We start from the raw sequence: 21,987 nt of genomic DNA, 5'->3' as shown, positions 1-21,987 counted from the left end.
ATATTTCATTAAATTTATTCATTAAATTTATTTTTAGATTTATATCAAAAATTAATTTATTAAATTATATGTATATTATTTATAAACGATATTATTAATATAAATTTTGATATTTTTACACATTTCTATCAAATTTCATTGTTTTCATTAGCTTTTTTCCTTATGATTTGAACCGCATAATGGTGTTCCGCATTCAGGACATTTTATGTTTCTGCATGGGAATCCTCTAATCTTTGGTGCTATGTAACCGCAGTTAGGACATTCGCATGCTTTTGATGGTCCTCTTCCACTTCCTGATCCTCCAAATGAACGTCTTTCATTCAAAGGATATTTTGAAGCTTCAGGTACATTGAAGATTTGCGGAGCAGATGATTTGCTTTCCAAATCATTCTTGATTATTTCAATGTTTTGAGACTTGCAGTCGGGACAGTTTGTGTATTCCTTTTTGGGATTGTTCCATTGAAATCCACAATCCTTGCAGATGTAAATCTTTTCTTCCCCTTGGAAGTTTTCATTGTTTATTTCAATTTTCTTGCCTTCAATTAAGGACATTGCTGTCTTTTTTCTTGCAGAGTTAATGATTCTGTGGAATGTAGGCTGTGAAATTCCCATCAATTCTGCAGCCTCTTTTTGCTTTATATTGTGATAATCACCTAATCTGATTGCTTCAAATTCATCAAGATTCATTTTGATTGTTTCTTGATCATTTTCAAGCACATCTCCATGCTTTAGGCAAGTATAATCAGGTTTTTTCACAATTCTCCTTTCTATCTTTGGCCTAACCATTTATTCTCTCCATTTTCTTAAAATTTATTAAGATTTAATATATTTGATAATGATTTCATTATGAATATATATTTATTATGAATATATATTCATAACATTTAATATATAGTTTGTCTTTTGAAAATGTGCAAAATTTTATAAACTGAAAATACAAATTTAAAATAAATGGATTTAAGGGGAAATGAAATACAATAATATTTTTTAACAGTTAGTGAGGTATTAAAATGGGTGAACTATCTAAACTGCCAAATATTGGAAAAGTACTTGAAAAACAGTTAAATGATGTAGGGATAAACACTGTCGATGAATTAATCAATCTTGGAAGTAAAGAGGCATGGCTAAAAATTAAAGAAATAGATGATAGTGCATGTTTAAATAGATTAATGGCATTGGAGGGTGCTGTACAAAACATTCGTTGGCATAACTTATCTGAAGAAGATAAGGAAAACTTAAAAGCGTTTTATAATTTGAACAAGGAATGAATTAATAAAAAAGAGAAAAAAGAGTTTGGTTTTAAACTCTTTTAATTTAATTTTAAGCTTTTATAGTAATCACTGATTTTTTAGTTACTTTGTTGTAGTAGCTGCTTCCTGCATAGGTAACAGTTGCAGTAAATTTACCTTTTTTATTTAAGTTGGTAATTGAGAAGGTAGCTATACCTTTACTGTTAGTTTTTACAGTATAGGTTTTCTTATTGACAGTCAAAGTAACTTTAGTGTTTTTCATGACTTTTCCTGTGTTGTCTTTCAAAGTAATGCTGTACTTTTTAGTTTTTACACTAACTTTGAAGGTTTTTGCACTGGCAGTCAATGTTGGAGTAGCTTTTTTAACTGTTATTTTTGTAGTAGCAGAGGAGTCCACGTAGTTCTCATTTCCATTATATAAGATGTCTACTGAATATGCTTTTGGTGCCAAGTCTTTAGTGGATATTTTTACTTGTCCATTTTTATCAGTAGTGAGTTTTTTAATACCATTTAGATATATGACTACTTGAGCGTTGCTTAAAGCTTTTCCATTGCTGTCTTTTAAAGTAATTACTAAATCTTTGTACTTATTATAAGTTGCAGTAATTGCAGGGGCTGTAATTTTAGTTTTAGCTTTGTTGATTTTCACAACAGCGCTAGCAGTTGATCCTAAGTAGCAACCTTCTCCTGCATAAGAGATTTTAGCATTATAATTTCCTACTGTTAATCCTTTGGTAGATATTTTTATTTGACCATTATTATCAGTTGTATAATTTTTTACAGCACCATTGAAATCAACAGTCACAGCAACTCCACTTAAAGGTTTACCATAACTTAAGGTAATAATGAAGTTATCACCACTATTATAAGCAGTTACAAGGTTGTTTGTTTTGATGGTAGTTTGACCTAAAATTTTTATATTAATTGTGCAATCATTGATTCCTGCAATATTTTCGAGACTTAAGACCACTTTATATTCTCCGGATTCAAATTAGGAGCCCATCCTCCTTGGTTACCACTTAATCCATAATAGGTTCCTACTAAGTTGTCACCTTGATAAACTTTAATGGTGGTGTTAAGGCCATCATAAAGTTTTTTGTCAGCTAGTACATTGAATATTAATTTTTCACCAGAGTTATAGGTGGAAGTAAAGTCTAGAGCAATAAAATTAGCAGAAGTAATTCCAGTATCATAATATTCATTATTTACAAACTTACAAAGAGTCATATAACCTTGATAAATAGCCCCTCCTTGTTGATCTGCTGTGTTGTTTATGAAGTTACAGTTTATTGCATTACCACCAAACATAGCCCCTCCAAGCAAGCCTGCTGTGTTGTTTATGAAGTTACAGTTTATTGCAGTACCTCCCATCATGGCACCACCAGAACCAAAGAAGGTTACAGTGCCATCATCGGTTATTCCTACTCTGAGTTCAGCGGTGTTGTTTATGAAGTTACAGTTTATTGCAGTACAATCTCCTGTAATGGCTCCTCCATTGGAACCTATGCGGTAAGCATTGATAAAAGTGATGTCATTGAATATGACATTATCTGAAGTTATATTAAAAATACGTGCTTTATTTGATCCATCTATTGTAAATCCCGCACCATTAATTATTATCGCATGGTTTATATTGATTCCGTTATTAAAATCAGAATCATCATCAGTATATTTATAATTGCGGTTTAAAGTAATTGGATTATCAGCATTTCCACTAGCAATAAGATTATTTAAATCTGTAAATGAACCTGTTTGCTCTTCTTTTAATGCTGGTTCTTCAGTACTGGAAATAATTTCATCTACATCATCATTGTCAGCTAAATTTAGTTCTATATCATCAGCATCAGTGCTTGTTGAAACATCATCGCTGATTATTTCATCTAAAATTAATTCTTCATTATCGCTAGTACTGATAATGCCGCTTGTAGAATCATCTGCTGCATTAACTGCAGAGATACTAATCATACAAACTAAGAGTATCAGTACCAAAGTGGCATATCTTTGGAATTTCATAGTTGTATCTCCTAAAAATTGTTTATTTTTTAATATTATTTATATAACATTATTAATATAAATTTTTTTAAACAATATATTTTATTCATATATTAGTTCAGAAATTGAATATTTTTCAAATTTAAAAAAAATTTTTTATAAAAAGTTAATTGTATAAAAATAGTACGTAATTTTATCGAAATGTATAAAAATTTAAAAAAAGGTGGCTGTAAAATTTTATAGGCTTATTATAATTTTATTAGATCTCTTTATAAGTAAAAATCAAATTATGATTTTAAGCCTAAACTTTTTTACAAACTCAAAAAAAAAAAGAAAAAATAATTAAATTTTAATTTCATTCAAATCAAAATTTAATTTTCCGTTAATAGCAGCTCTAGCTATTGAAATTCCATTTGCTCCTGCATTCAACATTTTTTCTAATTGTGCAATGGAATTGATTGAATTGTTTCCAATGATGAAAATATTTGTATTTTCTGATATTTCCTTGATTAAGTCAAAATCAGCATCTCTAACTCCTTTTTTCATCGCATCAATATGCAGATAGTCTACTCCACAGTCTTCTGCCAGTTTAGCTATTGCAAGGTTGTCAACACCTTCTACATTTGCTCTCATTTTCATTGAAACTTTTGATTCTGATTTTTTGACAACCTCTTTGACATAATCTTCCAAATCTGGTCTTAGCAACATGCTTTGTCCACATCCAACTGCAACAAGCTCTTCCTGTCTGCAATGGCAGTTGATTTCAATTATGTCCAAGTTCTTTATTTTGCTTATTTCAATCAATGGATCTGGAGTTGTTCCTCTTAAGTTTGCACTCACTGTCACATCAAAACTGTCTTTAATTGTGTTAACTTCATTTTCAATTACTTCATAGATTTCTTTTTTAGGATAATTGAACTCTTTTCTACCTCTTGCTATGATTTTTTCACAAGCCTCTATTGACTCATTGTCAGTATTGTATCCTCCAATGGTGACTGTGTCAAATCCATAAGGTATGAGTTTCATTGCAAATTCCGCATTTGTTATTCCTGCCATAGGTGCAAGTACTTTAATGTTAACACTTCCTTAAATAGTTCATAAATAATTTTTCTTTAAAAATAGTTAAAAATTAAAAAATAAAAATAAAAAAAGGAAAATAAAGAGAGTTAAATTAAGTGAAAATAAGATTTTTTTTAAAGTTCTTCAATTACATGTATCCAATCTTTATTATTTCCTGCACGAATAATTTCAAGTCCGATGTCTGCCATGTATGCAGCATCTTCCATATTGTCTGCTCTACCAATACCTGCCTTTAAACCGATTCCGATTTCATCATAGATTTCCTTAAGAATTTGGGTAAGGTCATCTTCGCTTAAGCCATTACATGGGGACATGAAGTTGTCTCCACCAATAAAGAACAATAATGCTCCTTTTTCTCTTAACTTGGTCATGAGGTAATGTTGAGCTTTGTTTACCATAAAGATTGTATCAAAAGCAGATTCAATGTCAGTTAAAGTTTCAGTAACACTGTTGATATCAATATGTGCAGCTTGTACGAAACTGTCTTCTGGGTTTTCAATTAAATTGTTGATTGCTAGTATTTCTTTTCTTCCAGAAGATTGAGCTCCACCTTCCTTTTGAAGTGCAATGGTTGCTAATCTTTGAGCTTCATGTGCAGTTTCTGCTGCTCCTACACCCATACTGATTGTGATTGGGTATCTGTTTCTAATGGATCTTTGAATTCTCATGTGGTCTTCTTCATTAAGACCGTTTGTTACTGCAAGTAGATTATCAAATCTTGTAAAGAATACTAAACCTTTTTTAGCAGCTATCAATCTTTGTACATCTGCAAAAAGTTCTGCTTGTAATATTTGAAGGTCAGATTCTGTACGTGGTCTTGGAGTTACTGTCCATGGACCATAATTATCGATTTGTATCAAAGTCATTTGTATCATATATTTTCACCTAATAGTAATATATTTAGTTATAACTAAAATCATATTTAAACTTTAAGCATTTAGGAAATATTTTTTTTAAAAATAGTTTATTTTTTAATACTTTTCTAAAGTTTTTTATTAATAATTATTTTATGTATTTTTTAGGATTTGTTTATCCTTTTTTATTTTTGATGATTTTTTCTAAATTTTAGTATTTCTTATCCCTTTTTATTTTTGATGATTTTTTTCTAAATTTTAGGATCTGTTTATCCCTTTTTATTTTTGATGATTATTTATCTAAAACCACTTTTGCAAGATTGACCTTGTCTTCAATTGTTTTCATGAAAGTATTGGTCACTATGACATTTGGAATGATCTTTTCAACCTCTTCCTTAAGGTCTTCATCTTGATTGTCTATGACAAGTGTTTTTAGGAATGGCCTATAAACCTCTGCAACTCCTTTTGAAGATGTTTCCAAACCAAAGGCATTCATGAATTGTCCTGCAGGGCCACTAAATGCAGATGTACCAACAAATGGGGATACTGCAATAACATCCTTTTCTTTCAATGCCTCTTCAACCCCCTTGATTGAAATGATTGGTCTGATTGAAGTGATAGGATTTGATGGTCCCATTATTATTTTATCTGCTTTTTCTATTGCTTCAATAAGCTTTGGACTTGGAGAGACATCACCGTACTTTACTTCAAGAACATCACAGTTGCATTGGTATTTTATTAGGAATTCATGGAATTCGATTTCTCCATATTCCTTGGTTACAATAGTTATTTCAGACTCTTCATCACTCATTGGGATAATTGTTGCCTTAACTCCTAATTTGCTTTTTTGCAATTCTACGATGTCACTTAATGTCCATCCTTCTTCAAGCAGGATTGCTTTTTGAAGTTTGGTTGCTCTGTCTCTATCTCCCAATTTAAGAAGTTCTTCTGTTCCAAGGTCCATTAGATATTCTCTAACAAGGAAAGTGTCTCCCTTGATTCCATACCAAAACTCATCATCGATAATGTCTGCAAAGGTATACATTACAGTATCAATGTCTGCTGCAATATATCCTCTAGACATGTATAGGTTTTCTACAGTATTCACTATAACTGTTATTTCCTCTTCAGGATAGATTTCCTTTATTCCTTGAATCAATTTTGGAGTACCAGTTCCTCCAGAAAGTATTGTAATCATGATAACATCTCGTTTAATAGGTTTGCATAAAATTCTTTTTTTAGTTTTATAAGATAAATTTTTAAATTTCTTATTTAATAGTTTAAATCAAAATTTTATCTTTTTTTATAATATTAACTTTAAAATTCTTCTTTTAATTGCCCTCCACACATTGGGCATGGAGTTTTTTCAGAAATCACTAAAGACATTTCATTATTGCAGTTTGGACAGGAATTATTTTCCAAAACATTTCTCCTATCCTTATAAAATGTCTTTTTAAAATCAAAAAACAGTATTTTATATGTTTTCTTTTCTTCTTCATTAAGATTTTTAGAAATTTCCTTAGCCAATATCCTTTCAATTTCTTTCACAGTGAAAAGTTCATTTGATTCTGGAACATAGGTTTTAATCAATTTTTTGCAGTTTGGACAATAATTCTCATAGAGGAAACCTGAAATTAATGATTTTGTCATTTTATCAGAATTTTCCTTATTATGTCCATCTTCAATAAGGTCTATGTGGCTGTTTGACTTTTCATCATCGGAATAAAAATTTAAAATAGAATCTAAATCATCTAAATCTGTGTCTAAATAAAAGATTAAACTTTTATCCCTAAATGAAAAATCACAGCTTTCACAATTAAAATCAATTTCAACCATATTAAACACTCAAAAATTAAAAATAAATTATTTAAATTATTTTTAAATTCTCAACACTCAAAAGAAAAAATATAATATTAATTATTTTCTAAATACATCAAACTCTTTAGGTCTAAGCAATGGTTTGATTCCAGTTTCAGTATCTCTTAAATGGTCAAATGCTTCAAATCCTCTGATTAAAACAATCGGAATTCCTTCATTTGCCTGTCCCATCAATAGGGATGCAGCTGCTGCAAGTTCATCTGCAGTAGCAACTTCAGTTGTTTCAAGGGCTCTTCCAAACAAGTCCTTTTCACCAATTCTAACCCAAAGGGGATTTATTCCAGAACATCCGATTGCAGTTCCGATAGCTCCAACTCTAAATGCTCTTCCTTGGGTGTCTGTTATTATTACTGCAATTTCCTTATCTGTTTTCTCTTCTAAGTATTCTCTGATTTCCTTAGCAGATTTGTCTGGATTTTTAGGTATAGGTGTAGCCAATCCTTCTTCGACATTAGACTCATCAATTCCAGAGTTTGCACAGACAAATCCATGTTTGGTTTCAGTTACAATGAAATTAGGTCCAACTGCAACAACCTCATTTGATTCCTGAAGAATGATTTTCACAATCTTTGGATCCTTTTTAGATTTTGCAGCTATTTCGATAGCTTCTTCAGATGGAACAATGTCATCAACCTTAATGATGTTTCCTTCAGCGTTTGAAATCAATGTTTCAGCAATAAGCAAAATGTCTCCATCTTCAAGGGCAATGTCTTCCTTTTCCAAATCCTCTTCAATAATCTTAGCTATATTATCTCCTTTTTTAACTAAAGGAATTTCTTTTAATCCATATAATTTTAAAGTCATACTTTAATTTATTATTTATAAGTATATAAAAAACTATTGTTGTTGAAATGTGAAAATATTAAAAATATGCCTTATTTTTTTTTAAAAATTTAACAATATGCTTTATATATTAAAAATAATAAAAATTATATTAGTATATTTAATAATATGAAATATTTATAAACTAAAATTAATAATATATTTATTTTAGTAAAGATATTTAAAAAATGATATATGTTTTTAGAAAATATATTTAGAAATATAATATATGTATTTTAGAAAATATATTTAGAAAAATAATTTTTAATGAATTATTTAATTAATTTCATAAGAGGATATTATGTTTATTGAAATGCTTACCAGTGGATTTGACATGATTATGGGGATGCTCCAAAGCGGAGGTATTATCACTTATATAATTCTTTTGCTTGGTATCTATGGTCTGTTAATATCTATAAGGAAGATTTTTTACCTTAGAAAAATTAGTAAGATTGATGCTACAGAGATTATGGGGACAATCACCTCTTCTATGGAAAAGGGAGGAGCTATTGAAGCTTTAAAAAATATCAGTCACTATAAGAATCCTGTTTCAAGGATCATGTCTGAAGCATTAAAAATAGGGTATAAAAATAAGATAGAAGTAGAAGAGAGTATGGAGCAGATTTTCATTGTTGAAATGAGTAAAATGACAAATGGTATCAGCGCTTTAAAAACCATTATTGAACTTGCTCCATTTTTAGGTTTAATTGGTACTGTATTGGGTATTTGGATGACATTTAAGAATTTAGGTGTAAATCCTGATGCTGCAGCTATGGCGGAAGGTATTTATCTTGCTCTTATCACTACAATTGCTGGATTGACTGTAGCTATTGTTCTTATGCCATTATACACTTATATCAAAGGTTTAATTAATCAGGAAATGGATAAGATTGAATTAGCTACTAAAATGACTAATTGGAGTTATGCGGTAATTAAAATAAGAGTTTATGAAAGATTGCCTTGTGTTATTGAAGCGCTTCAAGAAGCTGAAGGTATTGTCAGCGTAAAGGAAATTTCCGACCCTTATTCAAATATTCAGATTTCATTCAAGCCTAGTATGCTTGAAAAGAGTATCAGTAATATTATTCTAGAGAAATGTGATGTAAAGTCTGAAATTACTGAAAGTAAGTTAAGACAATAATTCAGGGGCTGATAATTTGGCAATTGACATTAAGCGTCATAAGGAAAAGATGAATCAGGATCAACCTGAGATTAAATTGGTTCCTTTCATCGATATTTTATTTACATTGCTTATCTTTTTAGTGGTAACAAGTAGTTTTGGTGCAGCGGCAGTTAATGGTAACGATACTGGAACTGGTACTGGAAAGCCAAATATGACTGACAGCACTGGAGATGCAGAGTATTATATGATTCCAGTTGCAGGATTGCAGAAGGTTACTGTAAATGGTGTAGACATGTCTTCTGAAATAAGAGGAAATGCTATTGGTGTTCATGCAAATGTTCTAGACCAAGGTGATGTGCAGATAAAAACGAAAGAGCATGCCATCATTATTCAAGCACCTCCTGGAATGACTCCTCAACAGGCAGTTCATAGTCCAGAGTGATTGATTTTGGCATTTAATCAAAATTCTTTTAAATTTTGATTTTTATTTTTATTTTTATTTTTTATTTTTTTAATTTTTTTAAGTTTAATTATTTAAAATCAAGTTTTGATTCAAATCTTTTAGATTATAATTGATTTAATAATTTCAATTGTTTTAGGGGTAAAAAATGTATTTAGGCAGAATTATTTCAGCAGGTAAAACAGAAGATGGAAAACCATATGTTGCTTATAGAGTTTCAAGCAGATCTTTTCCAAACAGACAAGTAAAGGTTCTTGAAGATGAAGCAGCTATCATTCCAAAGGAAGGATTTGAAACAGATATTTTTAAAAACTCTTATATTGCTTATGATTGTGTAAAAACAGTAGGTGATATTGCAATTATTTCAAATGGTTCTCATACCAATCCAATTGCAGATAAGATAGCTATTGGCATGAACATAAGAGATGCAATGGCATATTCATTAATCACTATGGATTATGAAAAAGATGATTACAACACTCCAAGAATTGCTGCAGTTGTAAATGGAAATCCAGATTCCTTTGAAGCTTATATTGGAATTGTTACTGACAGTAAGGTTTTAGTTGAAAAAATAGATGATGGCAAAGCACAATTCATTTCCACTTATGAGAAAAACAGTCCTGAAGATGTAGCCTTCTCTGCAGAAGACCCAGATGCTGCATGTAAGTTCATTTTTGATGAAGGTGCATTTGCTGAATTTGAAAATCCTGTTTCTTCAGTAGCAGCAATATTTGATGGAAAATGGAATATAGCGGGATTTAATCCAGAATAAATATATTTTCTTTTTATCTTTTTTTATTTTTTAGTTTAAGTTAGTTTTTAATCTTTTTTCTATTTTTACAGTTTTTAATTTATTATTGATGCACTGTTTTCTCTTTTTCTCTTTTTAAATTATTTCATTATCTCTTTTAAGAATAGAATTTATTCACTAAGATTAGTTTAATTTTTCTGCTTCTTCAGCTTCTTTGATCTTTTGGACTGTTCCCCAACTTCTTCTTACAAAGTCCGGCATTTCATCATATTTGAATTTCTTTAGGAAGTTTTTTGTTTTTGGATCACTTGGATATCCTGATCCTATTCCATCCTTATCTTTGGTAGACCTTATGTAATCCTTATTGATTTGTTCAAGAATCATGTCCCTTTCTGTTTTTGCTATGATTGAAGCTGCTCCAACAGTTAAGTATGTATCATCTGCCTTATGTTCAGCTATAACTTCACAGCTATGTCCTATATACTCGCTTATTTCATCTTGAAGCCTGCCTTCCTTTACATCCAATGCATCTATGATGATTCTGTCTGCACGCAGGTTATTTATTATTTTTTTCATTGCTAGCTTTTCTATTTCATTAAGATTCACTCCTCTTGCCCTTAAGTTGTCTATGTCTTGTGCAGTGATTACAACAGTTTCATAATCAAACATTTTAGTTAGCTTACGGTATAATACAGCTCTTCTGTTTGGAGTTAATCTTTTGGAATCCTTAACACCCATTCTTTCAATGATCTTTTCCTTCTTTTCAGGTATTACGATTCCTGCAACAACTAGCGGTCCTAAAACCGGACCTCTTCCTGCTTCATCTAATCCTAATGTATCCATGTTATCAAATTCTATAAATTCCATTTATTAAAAGTAGTTTTTGAAAAATAGAGAAAAATCTTAAAAATAGCATATGGTTTTATGGTGGTTAAAAGGAATATTATGGATTGTAAAAACAATCCATAGTATTTATACGTATTATTTAACGCTTGAAATTGTTAAATATTTATTTCATAGCTTTTAAACGTACTTCCGGTTCTAAAGCTAATGGTTCAGCAGCTACGATTGCAGTTCCTTTTGCAACTACAGTCATAGGGTCATCGGAAATTTGAATTGGAATATCAGATTCATCGAAGATTCTTTCTTTAAGACCTCTTAATCTGGAACTTCCTCCGACTGCTACAGTATTTTTATAGATTCCCATCATTAATTCTGCTGGTAATCTTTCTAAGATGAGATTTAATCCACCAATAACATCTTTAATGCTTGGTTCTACTGCATCTGCAACTAACATTGAGTCAATTACTACTTTTTTAGGTTTGTTAGTTGATAAGTCTTTACCAATAACTTCATATTCTAAGTTTTCAAATTCTTCACTGCAATGGATCATTCCAACTTCTATTTTTGCAGCTTCTGCATCGTGAATGCTGATTGCAACATTGTATTTTTCTGCAACCAATTCTACGATTCTGTTGTCTATGTCGTCTCCACCAACTCTTACGGTTTCAATATCATTGATTCCACCAAGGGAAATAACCACTAAATCAGTAGATCCTGCACCAATGTCAATTACCATGGTTCCATTAGGTTCAGCAATAGGCAATCCTGCACCAATAGCAGCAGCTAAACCTTCGCTAACCACTAATACGTATTCAGCACCAGCTTTTCTACCTATTTCTTCTGCAGCATTCTTTTCTACTTCAGAAGCATCTCCAGGAATTCCAATAACAATTCTTCCTACAGTTTCTCCTTCGTTAATACCAATTTCCATTGCTCTAATGAGTAATGCTTGTGCTTGAGCAACATTTTCGATTACTCCTTTTTTAAGTGGCCTTACTGCAATAATGTCTTCTGGAGTTCTTCCTAACATTTTTTTAGCTTCTTCTCCAACAGCAAGCACTGCAGAAGGGTCATCTTTTTTAACAGCAACTACAGAAGGAATTTGGTATAAGTCAAATTTATCTCCTGATGGTTTTGCAATTACGGTGTTTAAGGTACCTAAGTCAATACCTAAACTGTTTTTTACGACTCTAGTTGGTTCAATTTCAATAGCGTCTTCATTTCCGAAAATACTCAAATTTATTCCTCCATTGATAAAATAGAATTATATTTATTTTATTATTTTTATTTTAGATTATATAATTTAAGATTTTTGAGTTGATTAATTATGTCGATTTTTTTTTAAAATCCTATAATTCTCAAGAAATCATTAATTAATTCTATAATAATGTTATTTTTAATTTTTATTAATAATAAGTTTTTGTATAATATTATGAAAAATATTTAAAAAAATAGTTGATTATTTTCAAGTTTCAATATTAAAACCGCTTAAAAAATTTAGGGATTATATTTGGTTTTCTTTAGGGGGATATTGTGTCTTAATAGTTTGGTTTTCTTGAGTGGCTGTTGAGTCTTTTCCAGTTTGGTTTTCTTGAGTGTTATTGTGTCTTCCTAAGCTTAGTTTTCTTCTAGGGAATTCTGTTTTTCTTCCACATTCTCATCTTGTGGTGCATTAGTGCTTTCTATTGTTTTAGCTTCATTTTCCTGTGAGCTTTCAGTTTGTGGTGCATTTGTTTTTTCTGGTTTTTGGCTTTCTCTGCTTGGGCTGTCTTGAATCTTTTATTTTTCCTTATCTTGGATTGTCTTTTTCAAGTCAAGACCGAATAAGCCGAAATTTTGGCTGATTAATTTTACTTCCTCAATATCCTTTTCTTCTACAACAGAAACTAAAATGGTTGATAGGACAATATCGCTCATATCAAATAATGGTGTAACTGTGTTTCTTAAGAATGAAGGCAACTTGATTTTTGTATTAAGCTCTGCCTTAATGAAGCTGGTGGTGTGATCTTCTGCTAAAATATTCACTTTTGTCTTTTGCCTTTCGGTTTCTCCACTGAAACCTTTCATGGATTCCTCATCACCAACAAGAACCAGTAAATTAGGGACAGTCTGTATATGGACTTGTGTGATTTCTATTGATGCACCTCCATTTTCTGCACATCTATTTCTTAATTCACTGATTTTCAAGGATTCTCCTTTAAGCATAAGGCAATCAAATCTTTTAGCAGTATACTTGTCTAAAAGCTTTATGGATTCTCTAAATATGATTTGAACTCTATCTTTAGCAGTGATTGCATTATAGGCTATATCATCGATTAGCTTTTCATTACCTGTGATGATGCACCATACTTGCGCATTGTTTTCCCTTGAAGAGACTTGCGCTGCCCTTCTGAGAATTTTTATTCTGTCTTCAATCATATAATCACGTGATAGAGTTTGTTTTTTTTTTTATCCTAATCCCATATTATAGCAATATTAATTAAACAATTAAATCCACCATTAAAAAGGTGCATTAGTTATTTTGCTTAAAATTTAAAATTTATTACTATATTAATTTAATATATTTTTTTATTAGAATATATAATTTTGTTTTTAGCAATTCGGTATGAATTTTGTTTATTTTTTTATTAATTTATTGCTAAAAAAGTATGGCTTCCAAAAGATTTTTCATATCAAATTGTTTTTAATCATTAATTAATAGAATATATTATATACTATTGGAAAATAAAATATAATATGATATTATAATTGAATTATGGTAGTTTTTAAATATGATTTTTTCAATGAATCAAAAAATTATATTAATTTGCTGAAATTATAATCATATTGGAAAATTTTCTTGGTTTAATTAAATTTTTTTAATTAAAAATAATAATTTAATTTTATTTTTTCATTTTGATTAAATATTCTTATTTAATTATAATTTTATTAACTAATTATTATTTTTTAATCGTTTAAGAGGATGTATGTCCTTATTTAGCAAAAATTAATAAGGGAGATTGTTTAAAGTATTATTTGGAGTCAAATTATGAGAATAAAAAGTGTTGGAATGGGATATTTTTTAGCTGTTCCTGACATCATTTCCATATTGAATCTGGTGTTTGGATTTTTAGCTATATTAATGGTTATGGATAATCATTTATCATATGCGTCATTATGCATATTGCTTGCAGTTGTTTTTGACTCTGTAGACGGATGGGTTTCTAGAAAACTTAATCGTGTTGATAAATTAGGTTTTGGTAAAAATGTAGACTCTTTAGCAGATATTGTATCCTTTGGTGTAGCGCCAGCAGTCCTTTTATATTACATGGGATTAGGCATATCCAGTTGGGCAGCTTACTTGGTGGCTATTGTTGCGGTATTGACACTTGTCTGTGGTATGTTAAGACTTTCCCGTTATAATGTGATTGGTGATAAGATCAATTATCATGGATTTATCGGTTTCCCAATACCTGGAACTGCTATCGTATTGGCAACTTACTATCTCAGCGGATTGTTTAATATTGCTGTTGCTTCCATATTGATATTGTTTGCAGCTTATTTGATGATCAGTACAATAAGATATCCTAAAGTCGACAATTATTATATTATCGGTTTTGGAGCTGTGATGATATTATTATTGCTTTTACCAATAAATGTATCAATAGGAGCTATAAATCTTCCAGCTTTATTCCTGTTTGTATTGTCATTGATTTACATGTTCATGACATTTTTGGAATTCTTCATTGATACTGAAGATGCATTGACACCAGAGAATGTTAATAAAAATATTGGTCAAGTTAGGGAAATCACTGCATCTAAAGTCAGCGGTTCCTTAGTTTCAGCTCAAGAAAGATTCAAGAACATGAGAGAAAACATCAATAGGGTTTCTGCTGGAGAAATCATTGGAGAAAAAGCTGAAAAAGCTGAAAAAGTTGATGAAGAAAAAGAAGAAGCAAAATATGCACAAATCAGTACTGGTGAAGTTGAAGAGGATTAATTGATTAAATTATTTCTTTTTTCTTTATTTTTTTGCTGTTTTTTTATTCTTTCTTATTTTTCTTTTAAATTTTTTCTTTTTAATTTTTTAAATTCTTTTTTTAGTTTTTAAAAGTATTTTCTATTTTTTTATCAAGCTATTTTTCAAATTAAGTTTTTTTAGTAAATAAACTGTTATTAATAGATTTTTTTATTTAAAATCATTTATTTTATCTAAAAAATCTGGTTGGACAAAGGTTTTTTATTTAAAGCTTTTATTTTATCTAAAAAATCTGGTTGGTCAAAGGTTTTTTATTTAAAGCTTTTATTTTATCTAAAAAACTATATTAATTATAATTATTTATTTTAAACCTATTTTTCTACATATCTCATTCTATTCTAGGTTTGATAGCTATGAGTGATCGTAAAAGTCGATTTAATCTATTTAAATTTAATAAAAAGAAAAATAATTTAAATTGGAGTGATGATGACAAAAATAGTGATGATTTAAGTTTTCCCAGTTTTGATTCGATTATTCCAGAAAATTCTCCCTTAAAAACAAGTCAAATGGGGAATCTGGGTTTTTTAATGATGAATTAAATTCAAGAGATGATTCGAGATTTAATGGTGAATTAATTTTAAGGAATGATTCAAATTCAAAGGATGATTCAAGATTTGACGATGATTTAGATGGAGTTGATGAGAAATATGCTAAATATATTTTTTCTCAAAAGTCGGAAATTTCAGATAATTTTGAAAATCCTAATGAATATAGTCAATATAAGAAACCAGATAGCTTTGATGATTTATTTGATGATGATTTCTTGGATTTTGATGCTGGGGAAAAAGGTGAAATTGATTCAAAGAATAATCTTAAGCTTAAAGATAAATTATTGAAGTTTAAGGATGATTTATCAAATAAAAATAAGCATTCAAAGAATTTATTTGGAAAAATAATCTTTGCATTGATTATTTTAGTATTGGTATCTTCAATATTTTACTTTTTTGTCTATCATCCATTTCAAAATGAATTGAATTTAGAAAAGAATTCAAAATTAAATGAAATCAATACATTGTATAAGGGACCTCTGGAGATAAATGACAATGCATATGCATTGAAAAATCAGGTCAATCGGGCTTACAATGTCGATGAGATTAAGTCAGTAGATGTTTTGATGTTTGCAACGAAGGATTGGAGAATGCATCACAGTGCAAAAATCGTTGATTGCAAGGATGATTTCGGCAGGGTCATGATGTCCTATGGTGAAAACAAAAACATCATAATGTCTGTTAAGGATGCAAATGATTTTGTAAAGGACAATGATGCTAAGGTCTTGTCAAATGTTGAATTTGAAAAGGTCAATACTGTGATTGTTCCAGTTTCCCTTTCAAGACTTCAAGCCACTGCTGGGCTGATTTCTGTAGGTTCCGTTGTTGACATATATTCATTAAGAGATAATTCTACAGATTATGATTATATGGATGAAGAGGAGCCTATGTCAACTAATGGCACTGTTAACGGCTCTTTAGAAAATGAAGGGAAAATGGATGATGCTTCTTTTGATGATGATTTGGAAATCACAGAGGATGAGAGTTCTGAAAGTGCAGATGAAGATCCTTTAGTAAGTGGCGCTACTGTTTTAGCTATTTTACGCTCTAAGGATAGTGGATTAGTGGATAGTGCAATCTCTAAGTCAAACACTCTTATTAAAGGAAATGAAACACGTCCTTTTGAGAATACAAGTTCCTATTCAACTGATGTTGAAGAGCAATTGAAAAAGGCTGTATTGAATTCCAATAATTCAGATAGTGCTTTGGATTCCTATTTGATTAGTTATGGTGTTAGATTGTCAAATTATGAAAGGATGTCTAATTTGGGAGACCTTGACAGCGAATATATCATTTTGCTTGAAGTTCCCCAATCTGATGTGAATTTTGTAATAAACAATATGGATAATGTCATTCTTACAATCCCTACTGATTTTGCTCCAAATTGGGTTGTAAGTGAATTGAATCAGACATATTATGAAAATTTATATCAAAACCAATCTTTGGATTTCTTTTAATTTTTCTTTTTTAGTATGTTGAAAATGCTTATTTGAGTTGGGATGAATTGGGTATTCACTAAAGGAAATTTATGCAAATGATGGTAACAATTTTAGTTATTATGGGGATGTTCCTGAGAATATTTCTCATTTTAAGTTAGTTGCTGGATTTGAGGGGGAATTTCCTTATATATCTCAACAAATTGTGGTGAATGTGAATAAAATTTAAGATTAATCTTTTTTCTTTATTCAACCATTATTGATTTTCTATCAAAGGTCCTATGCTTTAATTGATAGTTTTTTCGATTGTTTAATAATGTTTATTTTCAAGATTTAAAATATTAAAAATTTATTAAATATGAATTATAGAATAAGAAATATAAATTTAATTAAAAATATTAAAATTTAATCAGATTTTATTGATTCAATGTAAAATTTAATGTTGATGATTTTTATGGATTTAAGAATAAGGCCTACAACAATTATTATAATAATTGCTTTATTGGTTATTAGCTTATATGCTTTAACTGAAGTAAATTACTATTCATATAAAAATGTAGCTGAACCTAAGGAGATTAATGCATCTGTTGTTGTCATTCCCTCTATTGGAGTTCATGAGAAAATCAATAATGTTTCCATATCCCAAGGGGTTTACATAGATCCGACTTCAAGTCTTCCAACTAAAGGTGACCTTGCATTATTTGGACATAGGACTTTGCAGGGGTCTCCATTCTTACGGTTGGATGCTCTTAAGAAGGGAGATGTAGTCACAGTGGAATGGCCAGGAATTGGTGAAGTCAATTATACATATAACGACTCTATGATAGTTCCAGGAACTTATGATAAGTTTTACTTAAATGAAAGTCATAAGCAAGGGGACATTCACAAGCAGCAATTGTTCTTGATAACCTGCCATCCAATAGGCTCATCTGCTGAAAGAATGATTATCACTTGTGATTTAAATTCCACCAGTTTGATTAATGAAACTACTTTGGAAGAAAATCCTCATGCAGATTATGCATGGTATATCACATTAGGATTCTTGGTTTTAGGATTGATTGTCAGCTATTTCACTCCTCCTGAAGAGAGAAAAATTATTCTTGCAGTTGTTATTGCAATAACTATTGTTTTAGCCTACTTCTGCATTTTCCCAATTTCTTCACAGGTATGGGCTGATCAATTAGGATGGCTAAACAGTTTGATGGGAGTTAATTAATAGAATAATCAATGATTTATTCATGGATTTAATTTATAAGTTTCATTAATAGATTTAATTTATAGGTTTATTTATGGATTTAATCAAGAAACATTTAATAAATTATAAGTTTCATTTATGGATTTAATTTATAGGTTTATTTATGGATTTAATCAAAAAACATTTAATAAATTGAATGATTTTGAGGTATTTTATGGATAAGGAAAAATATTTTTCAAACATTTCAAATAGGGAACGAGCCATATTTGAAGGAGCTATCAGTATGGGAGCTTTATTCCATCAATTTGTAGGAACTCCTTTCAATAAAACAAATATTGATAGCTTGGAAAAGGCAATGGAAGAATCATTTGCCTTACAGCCATGCATTGATAAGGTTGAAGTTTCCATTGATTTGGATAGGTTAGACAAGGCCATGACTGAATTTGAATATACCTCTCTCAGTGGAGATATGTTAGATGTAAAGATCTATTCAAAAGTGGATGATGTTTTGGTAGTAATCAGAATCAAATTCATTGAAGAGCTTAATTATCCTTTAATGTTTGTAGAGGAGATAATTGAATAGCTCTTCAAAATCAACTCTTTTTATCTTTTTTCATTTTTTAATTTTAATTTGCTAAATTACTTTTAAAGTGATTGCTCGGTTAAAAATACTAAATTATTTGAATTAAAATATGCTAATTTTTTGAATTAAAAATTGCTAATTTTTTTAATTAATATATGCTAATTTTTTGAATTAAAAATTGCTAATTTTTTTAATTAAAATATACAATTTTTTAAAATAAAATATACTAAATTATTTAAATTAATAAAACCATAAATATTAGTATTATGATTTATATCTTAGAATTTATATCTAAACTTTATTAATGCATTAAGGTATTTATCTTAATATATTGAATAATTTATTCAGTTTAATAATTATAGAATGTGAGATGATTTAATGATTATTATAGATTCTAAGCTTTGTAAGGGATGCGATATTTGCATAGCTACCTGTCCAAAAAATGTTTATTCAAAATCTGATAAGGTTAATACAAAAAACGTGTACCTTCCTTTCCCTGAACGTGAGGAAGCTTGCACTAAATGTGGATTATGTGAATTATCTTGTCCTGACCAAGCTATTTATGTAGAAAAAGAGGTGAAATAATGGTAGAGGAGCGTTTTGTTCAAGGAAATGAAGCTTGTGCATTAGGTGCAATTGCTGCAAACTGCAGATTCTTTGCAGGCTATCCGATTACTCCATCTACTGAGATTGCTGAACAAATGTCAATATTGCTTCCAAAATACGGTGGCTCATTTGTTCAAATGGAAGATGAAATTGCATCTGCAGGTGCTATTATTGGAGCTTCATGGAGTGGTATGAAAGCAATGACTGCAACATCAGGTCCAGGTATTTCATTGATGCAGGAAAATATAGGATATGGATTTATCACTGAAACTTCTATTGTAATCATCAATGTTCAAAGAGGTTCTCCATCTACCGGTCAGCCTACCATGTCTGCTCAAGCTGACATGATGCAGGTTCGCTGGGGGTCCCATGGTGATTATGAACCTATAGCTTTAGCTCCATCATCTGTGCAAGAATTCTTTGATTTCACTATCAAGGCTTTTAATTTAGCTGAAGAGTACAGAGTTCCTGTAACTGTCTTGGCTGATGAAGTTGTAGGTCACATGAGAGAGAAATTGATTATTCCTGATGATATTGAAATTGTCACTCGTAAGAGACCTGAAAAGGTTGATGGCCAATACATGCCTTACGATGCTCCTGAAGATGGAACAACTCCTATGCCTGCCTTTGGTGATGGATTCAATATTCACGTTACAGGTTTGACTCACGATGAAAGAGGTTATCCTGATACCAATGATCCTGACACCCACACTAAATTAGTGGAAAGATTATGCAATAAGGTCTTAATGCATAGAAAGGATATCTGTTCAGTTAAAAAGGAAAACTGTGATGATGCAGATATTGTAATTGTTTCCTGCGGTTCTCCATACCGTTCTGTTGGGGCTGCTATGAAAAAGGCAATGGAAGAAGGAATTAAAGTAGGATCCCTTAAGATTGATACTCCATGGCCTTTCCCAGAAGAGGAAATTGCAGAAATTGCCAAAACTGCAAGTGATATCATTGTTCCTGAAATGAACTTGGGACAAATGGTTCATGAAGTTGAAAGGGCAGCACATGGAGAAGCTAATGTTCACTTAATAGGCAAGATTGGAGGAATCCTCCACAAGCCTGATGAAATTTATGAAAAGATTAAGGAGATTAAAGGATAGGTGGTTTAGATGGTAGAAAATGAAAGCCCATATAAAAAATATCTTAGAGAAGAAAGATTGCCACATATATTCTGTCCAGGTTGTGGAAACGGTACTGTAATGAGCACATTCTTTAAAGGATTGGAAGGAACCGATATTGACTTTGAAAATGTTGCAATTGTTTCTGGAATCGGTTGTTCTTCAAGGATTCCTGGTTATGCAAAATGTGATTCACTCCACACCACTCACGGAAGAGCTTTAAGTTTTGCTACTGGATTGAAGGTAGGAAACCCTGACTTGGATGTTGTTGTATTCACTGGTGACGGAGATGCTGCATCCATTGGAGGAAACCATTTGATTCATGCAGCAAGAAGAAACATTAATCTCACTGTCATTTGTATCAACAATAATATTTACGGTATGACTGGAGGTCAAATCAGTCCTACTTCACCTAAAGGAAGTTTCGGTACAACTGCACCTTACGGTTCAAGAGACATGCCTTTCAATTTAGCTGAGCTTGTCAGTGCAGCAGGTGCATCCTATGTTGCAAGATGGACTACCACTCATCCGATTCAACTTTCCAAAGCCATTCAAAAAGGTTTGGAAAATGAAGGATTCTCATTCATTGAAGTTGTTTCCCAATGTCCAACATACTTTGGACGTAAAAACAAGATGAAAACTCCATTGTCTATGTTCCAATACATTAAGGAAAATAGCGTTAACAAAAGAAGAGCAGAAAAAATGGATGAATCTGAATTGGAAGGAAAAATCATTGTTGGTGAATTTGCCAATAATCCACATGCTGAATTGACTGCTAACATTAAGGCATTAGCAGAAGAGAATTCTGATAAGCCATTAGCTATTAAGTCTGCATTTGAGGAGTTGGATTAAAATGAGAACTGAAGTTCGTATAGCTGGTTTTGGTGGTCAAGGAGTAATTATGGCAGGAGTCATCATTGGTAAGGCTGCTTCACTCTTTGATAATAAGAATGCTGTTCAAACTCAATCTTACGGTCCTGAAGCTCGTGGAGGAGCTTCCAGAACTGAAGTTGTTATTGATGATGAAGAAATCGATTATCCTAAAGTAACTAGTCCAGATATTTTAGTTGCTATGTCTCATGAAGCTTTAATCAAGTATATGGGTGATTTAAAAGATGAAGGGGTCTTGATTATCGATCCTGATATGATTGTTGAAGAGGAGATAGTTGATTTTGTAGAAGAGCATAAGATCAAGCTTTACAGAGCACCTGCTACAAAAACAGCAACTGAAGATGTTGGCTTAAGGATTGTAGCAAATATTGTAATGATTGGTGCTATTGTTAAGGTAACTGAAGTTGTATCTGTTGATGCAGCAAAACAAGCTATTTTAGATAGTGTACCAAAAGGCACTGAAGATAAGAATATTCAAGCATTTGAAGCAGGATATGCTTTATTATAATCTTTTTATCTTCTTCTTTTTT

General features: G+C 30.7%; 24 protein-coding genes. 13 read left to right on the top strand and 11 right to left on the bottom strand.

The features are described 5' to 3' along the window. Positions 1-147: 147 nt before the first annotated feature. Positions 148-786: a DUF134 domain-containing protein gene (locus tag QZV12_RS00950; RefSeq protein WP_295615785.1), complete on the bottom strand. Its 639-nt coding sequence runs from the start codon at positions 784-786 to the stop codon at positions 148-150. A gap of 224 nt (positions 787-1,010) precedes the next feature. Between QZV12_RS00950 and QZV12_RS00945 the strand changes: the two genes are divergently transcribed. Then, positions 1,011-1,268: a TfoX/Sxy family protein gene (locus QZV12_RS00945; protein WP_295615782.1), complete on the top strand. Its 258-nt coding sequence runs from the start codon at positions 1,011-1,013 to the stop codon at positions 1,266-1,268. A gap of 52 nt (positions 1,269-1,320) precedes the next feature. Here the strand turns inward: QZV12_RS00945 and QZV12_RS00940 are convergent, their stop codons facing one another. The 7 genes from QZV12_RS00940 to QZV12_RS00910 all read right to left on the bottom strand — a co-directional run bounded on the left by QZV12_RS00940 (position 1,321) and on the right by QZV12_RS00910 (position 7,858). After that, a complete protein-coding gene (locus QZV12_RS00940) occupies positions 1,321-2,220 on the bottom strand; it encodes a hypothetical protein (protein WP_295615779.1) in 900 nt (299 codons plus the stop codon). Further along, positions 2,211-3,263: a hypothetical protein gene (locus tag QZV12_RS00935; RefSeq protein WP_295615776.1), complete on the bottom strand. Its 1,053-nt coding sequence runs from the start codon at positions 3,261-3,263 to the stop codon at positions 2,211-2,213. The genes QZV12_RS00940 and QZV12_RS00935 overlap by 10 nt, the downstream gene beginning before the upstream one ends. Positions 3,264-3,584: 321 nt before the next feature. Then, positions 3,585-4,298, bottom strand: a complete 714-nt coding sequence (locus QZV12_RS00930) for an MJ0144 family RNA dihydrouridine synthase-like protein (RefSeq protein WP_295615773.1) — start codon at positions 4,296-4,298, stop codon at positions 3,585-3,587. A 137-nt stretch (positions 4,299-4,435) separates the two neighbouring features. After that, the gene (locus QZV12_RS00925) at positions 4,436-5,197 is read right to left on the bottom strand and encodes a GTP cyclohydrolase III (RefSeq protein WP_295615770.1); all 762 of its coding nucleotides are present in this window, start codon (positions 5,195-5,197) and stop codon (positions 4,436-4,438) included. A gap of 271 nt (positions 5,198-5,468) precedes the next feature. Further along, positions 5,469-6,374, bottom strand: a complete 906-nt coding sequence (cofD, locus tag QZV12_RS00920) for a 2-phospho-L-lactate transferase (RefSeq protein ID WP_295615767.1) — start codon at positions 6,372-6,374, stop codon at positions 5,469-5,471. A 119-nt stretch (positions 6,375-6,493) separates the two neighbouring features. Next, the gene (locus QZV12_RS00915) at positions 6,494-7,012 is read right to left on the bottom strand and encodes a hypothetical protein (protein ID WP_295615765.1); all 519 of its coding nucleotides are present in this window, start codon (positions 7,010-7,012) and stop codon (positions 6,494-6,496) included. Between the two features lie 81 nt (positions 7,013-7,093). Further along, positions 7,094-7,858, bottom strand: coding sequence for a coenzyme F420-0:L-glutamate ligase (locus QZV12_RS00910; RefSeq protein WP_295615762.1), 765 nt, complete (start codon positions 7,856-7,858; stop codon positions 7,094-7,096). A gap of 319 nt (positions 7,859-8,177) precedes the next feature. On the opposite strand from QZV12_RS00910, the gene QZV12_RS00905 reads away from it, so the two are divergent. The 3 genes from QZV12_RS00905 to QZV12_RS00895 all read left to right on the top strand — a co-directional run bounded on the left by QZV12_RS00905 (position 8,178) and on the right by QZV12_RS00895 (position 10,231). Then, positions 8,178-9,017, top strand: coding sequence for a MotA/TolQ/ExbB proton channel family protein (locus QZV12_RS00905; protein ID WP_295615759.1), 840 nt, complete (start codon positions 8,178-8,180; stop codon positions 9,015-9,017). Between the two features lie 16 nt (positions 9,018-9,033). Further along, positions 9,034-9,441: a biopolymer transporter ExbD gene (locus QZV12_RS00900; protein WP_295615756.1), complete on the top strand. Its 408-nt coding sequence runs from the start codon at positions 9,034-9,036 to the stop codon at positions 9,439-9,441. Positions 9,442-9,607: 166 nt separating this feature from the next. Next, positions 9,608-10,231 carry an IMP cyclohydrolase gene (locus QZV12_RS00895; protein ID WP_295615753.1) on the top strand — a complete coding sequence of 208 codons (624 nt, stop codon included), beginning with the start codon at positions 9,608-9,610 and terminating at the stop codon, positions 10,229-10,231. Between the two features lie 162 nt (positions 10,232-10,393). On the opposite strand, the gene rnhB is transcribed toward QZV12_RS00895, so the two are convergent. The 3 genes from rnhB to QZV12_RS00880 form a co-directional block, all read right to left on the bottom strand. Then, positions 10,394-11,053 carry a ribonuclease HII gene (gene rnhB / locus QZV12_RS00890; RefSeq protein ID WP_295615750.1) on the bottom strand — a complete coding sequence of 220 codons (660 nt, stop codon included), beginning with the start codon at positions 11,051-11,053 and terminating at the stop codon, positions 10,394-10,396. A 166-nt stretch (positions 11,054-11,219) separates the two neighbouring features. Then, positions 11,220-12,290, bottom strand: coding sequence for a rod shape-determining protein (locus tag QZV12_RS00885; RefSeq protein ID WP_295615747.1), 1,071 nt, complete (start codon positions 12,288-12,290; stop codon positions 11,220-11,222). A gap of 542 nt (positions 12,291-12,832) precedes the next feature. After that, positions 12,833-13,471 carry a hypothetical protein gene (locus QZV12_RS00880; protein WP_295615743.1) on the bottom strand — a complete coding sequence of 213 codons (639 nt, stop codon included), beginning with the start codon at positions 13,469-13,471 and terminating at the stop codon, positions 12,833-12,835. 610 nt (positions 13,472-14,081) lie between these two features. Here QZV12_RS00880 and QZV12_RS00875 point away from each other — a divergent pair. The 9 genes from QZV12_RS00875 to QZV12_RS00835 all read left to right on the top strand — a co-directional run bounded on the left by QZV12_RS00875 (position 14,082) and on the right by QZV12_RS00835 (position 21,965). Next, positions 14,082-15,032, top strand: a complete 951-nt coding sequence (locus QZV12_RS00875; protein ID WP_295615740.1) for an archaetidylserine synthase — start codon at positions 14,082-14,084, stop codon at positions 15,030-15,032. Positions 15,033-15,424: 392 nt separating this feature from the next. After that, a complete protein-coding gene (locus QZV12_RS00870) occupies positions 15,425-15,610 on the top strand; it encodes a hypothetical protein (RefSeq protein ID WP_295615737.1) in 186 nt (61 codons plus the stop codon). A gap of 224 nt (positions 15,611-15,834) precedes the next feature. Beyond that, positions 15,835-17,076 carry a hypothetical protein gene (locus tag QZV12_RS00865; RefSeq protein ID WP_295615734.1) on the top strand — a complete coding sequence of 414 codons (1,242 nt, stop codon included), beginning with the start codon at positions 15,835-15,837 and terminating at the stop codon, positions 17,074-17,076. A 433-nt stretch (positions 17,077-17,509) separates the two neighbouring features. Then, positions 17,510-18,271: a class E sortase gene (locus QZV12_RS00860; RefSeq protein ID WP_295615731.1), complete on the top strand. Its 762-nt coding sequence runs from the start codon at positions 17,510-17,512 to the stop codon at positions 18,269-18,271. A gap of 193 nt (positions 18,272-18,464) precedes the next feature. Further along, on the top strand, positions 18,465-18,833 hold the full coding sequence (locus QZV12_RS00855) for a dihydroneopterin aldolase family protein (RefSeq protein ID WP_295615728.1): 369 nt from the start codon (positions 18,465-18,467) through the stop codon (positions 18,831-18,833). 378 nt (positions 18,834-19,211) lie between these two features. After that, positions 19,212-19,418 (top strand): ferredoxin family protein, encoded by a 207-nt coding sequence (locus tag QZV12_RS00850; protein WP_295615726.1) that lies wholly within the window; start codon positions 19,212-19,214, stop codon positions 19,416-19,418. Next, positions 19,418-20,548: a 2-oxoacid:acceptor oxidoreductase subunit alpha gene (locus QZV12_RS00845; RefSeq protein ID WP_295615723.1), complete on the top strand. Its 1,131-nt coding sequence runs from the start codon at positions 19,418-19,420 to the stop codon at positions 20,546-20,548. The genes QZV12_RS00850 and QZV12_RS00845 overlap by 1 nt, the downstream gene beginning before the upstream one ends. A 9-nt stretch (positions 20,549-20,557) precedes the next feature. Beyond that, complete coding sequence (locus QZV12_RS00840; protein ID WP_295615720.1) at positions 20,558-21,418, top strand: 2-oxoacid:ferredoxin oxidoreductase subunit beta; 861 nt, start codon at positions 20,558-20,560, stop codon at positions 21,416-21,418. Between the two features lies 1 nt (position 21,419). Then, positions 21,420-21,965: a 2-oxoacid:ferredoxin oxidoreductase subunit gamma gene (locus tag QZV12_RS00835; protein WP_295615717.1), complete on the top strand. Its 546-nt coding sequence runs from the start codon at positions 21,420-21,422 to the stop codon at positions 21,963-21,965. The last annotated feature ends 22 nt before the right edge of the window (positions 21,966-21,987 follow it).

It is taken from the genome of uncultured Methanobrevibacter sp. (assembly GCF_902769175.1).
Lineage (GTDB): Archaea > Methanobacteriota > Methanobacteria > Methanobacteriales > Methanobacteriaceae > Methanobrevibacter.
Note: the sequence above shows the minus strand (reverse complement) of the source record. Positions and strands in the feature narration are given on the sequence as shown.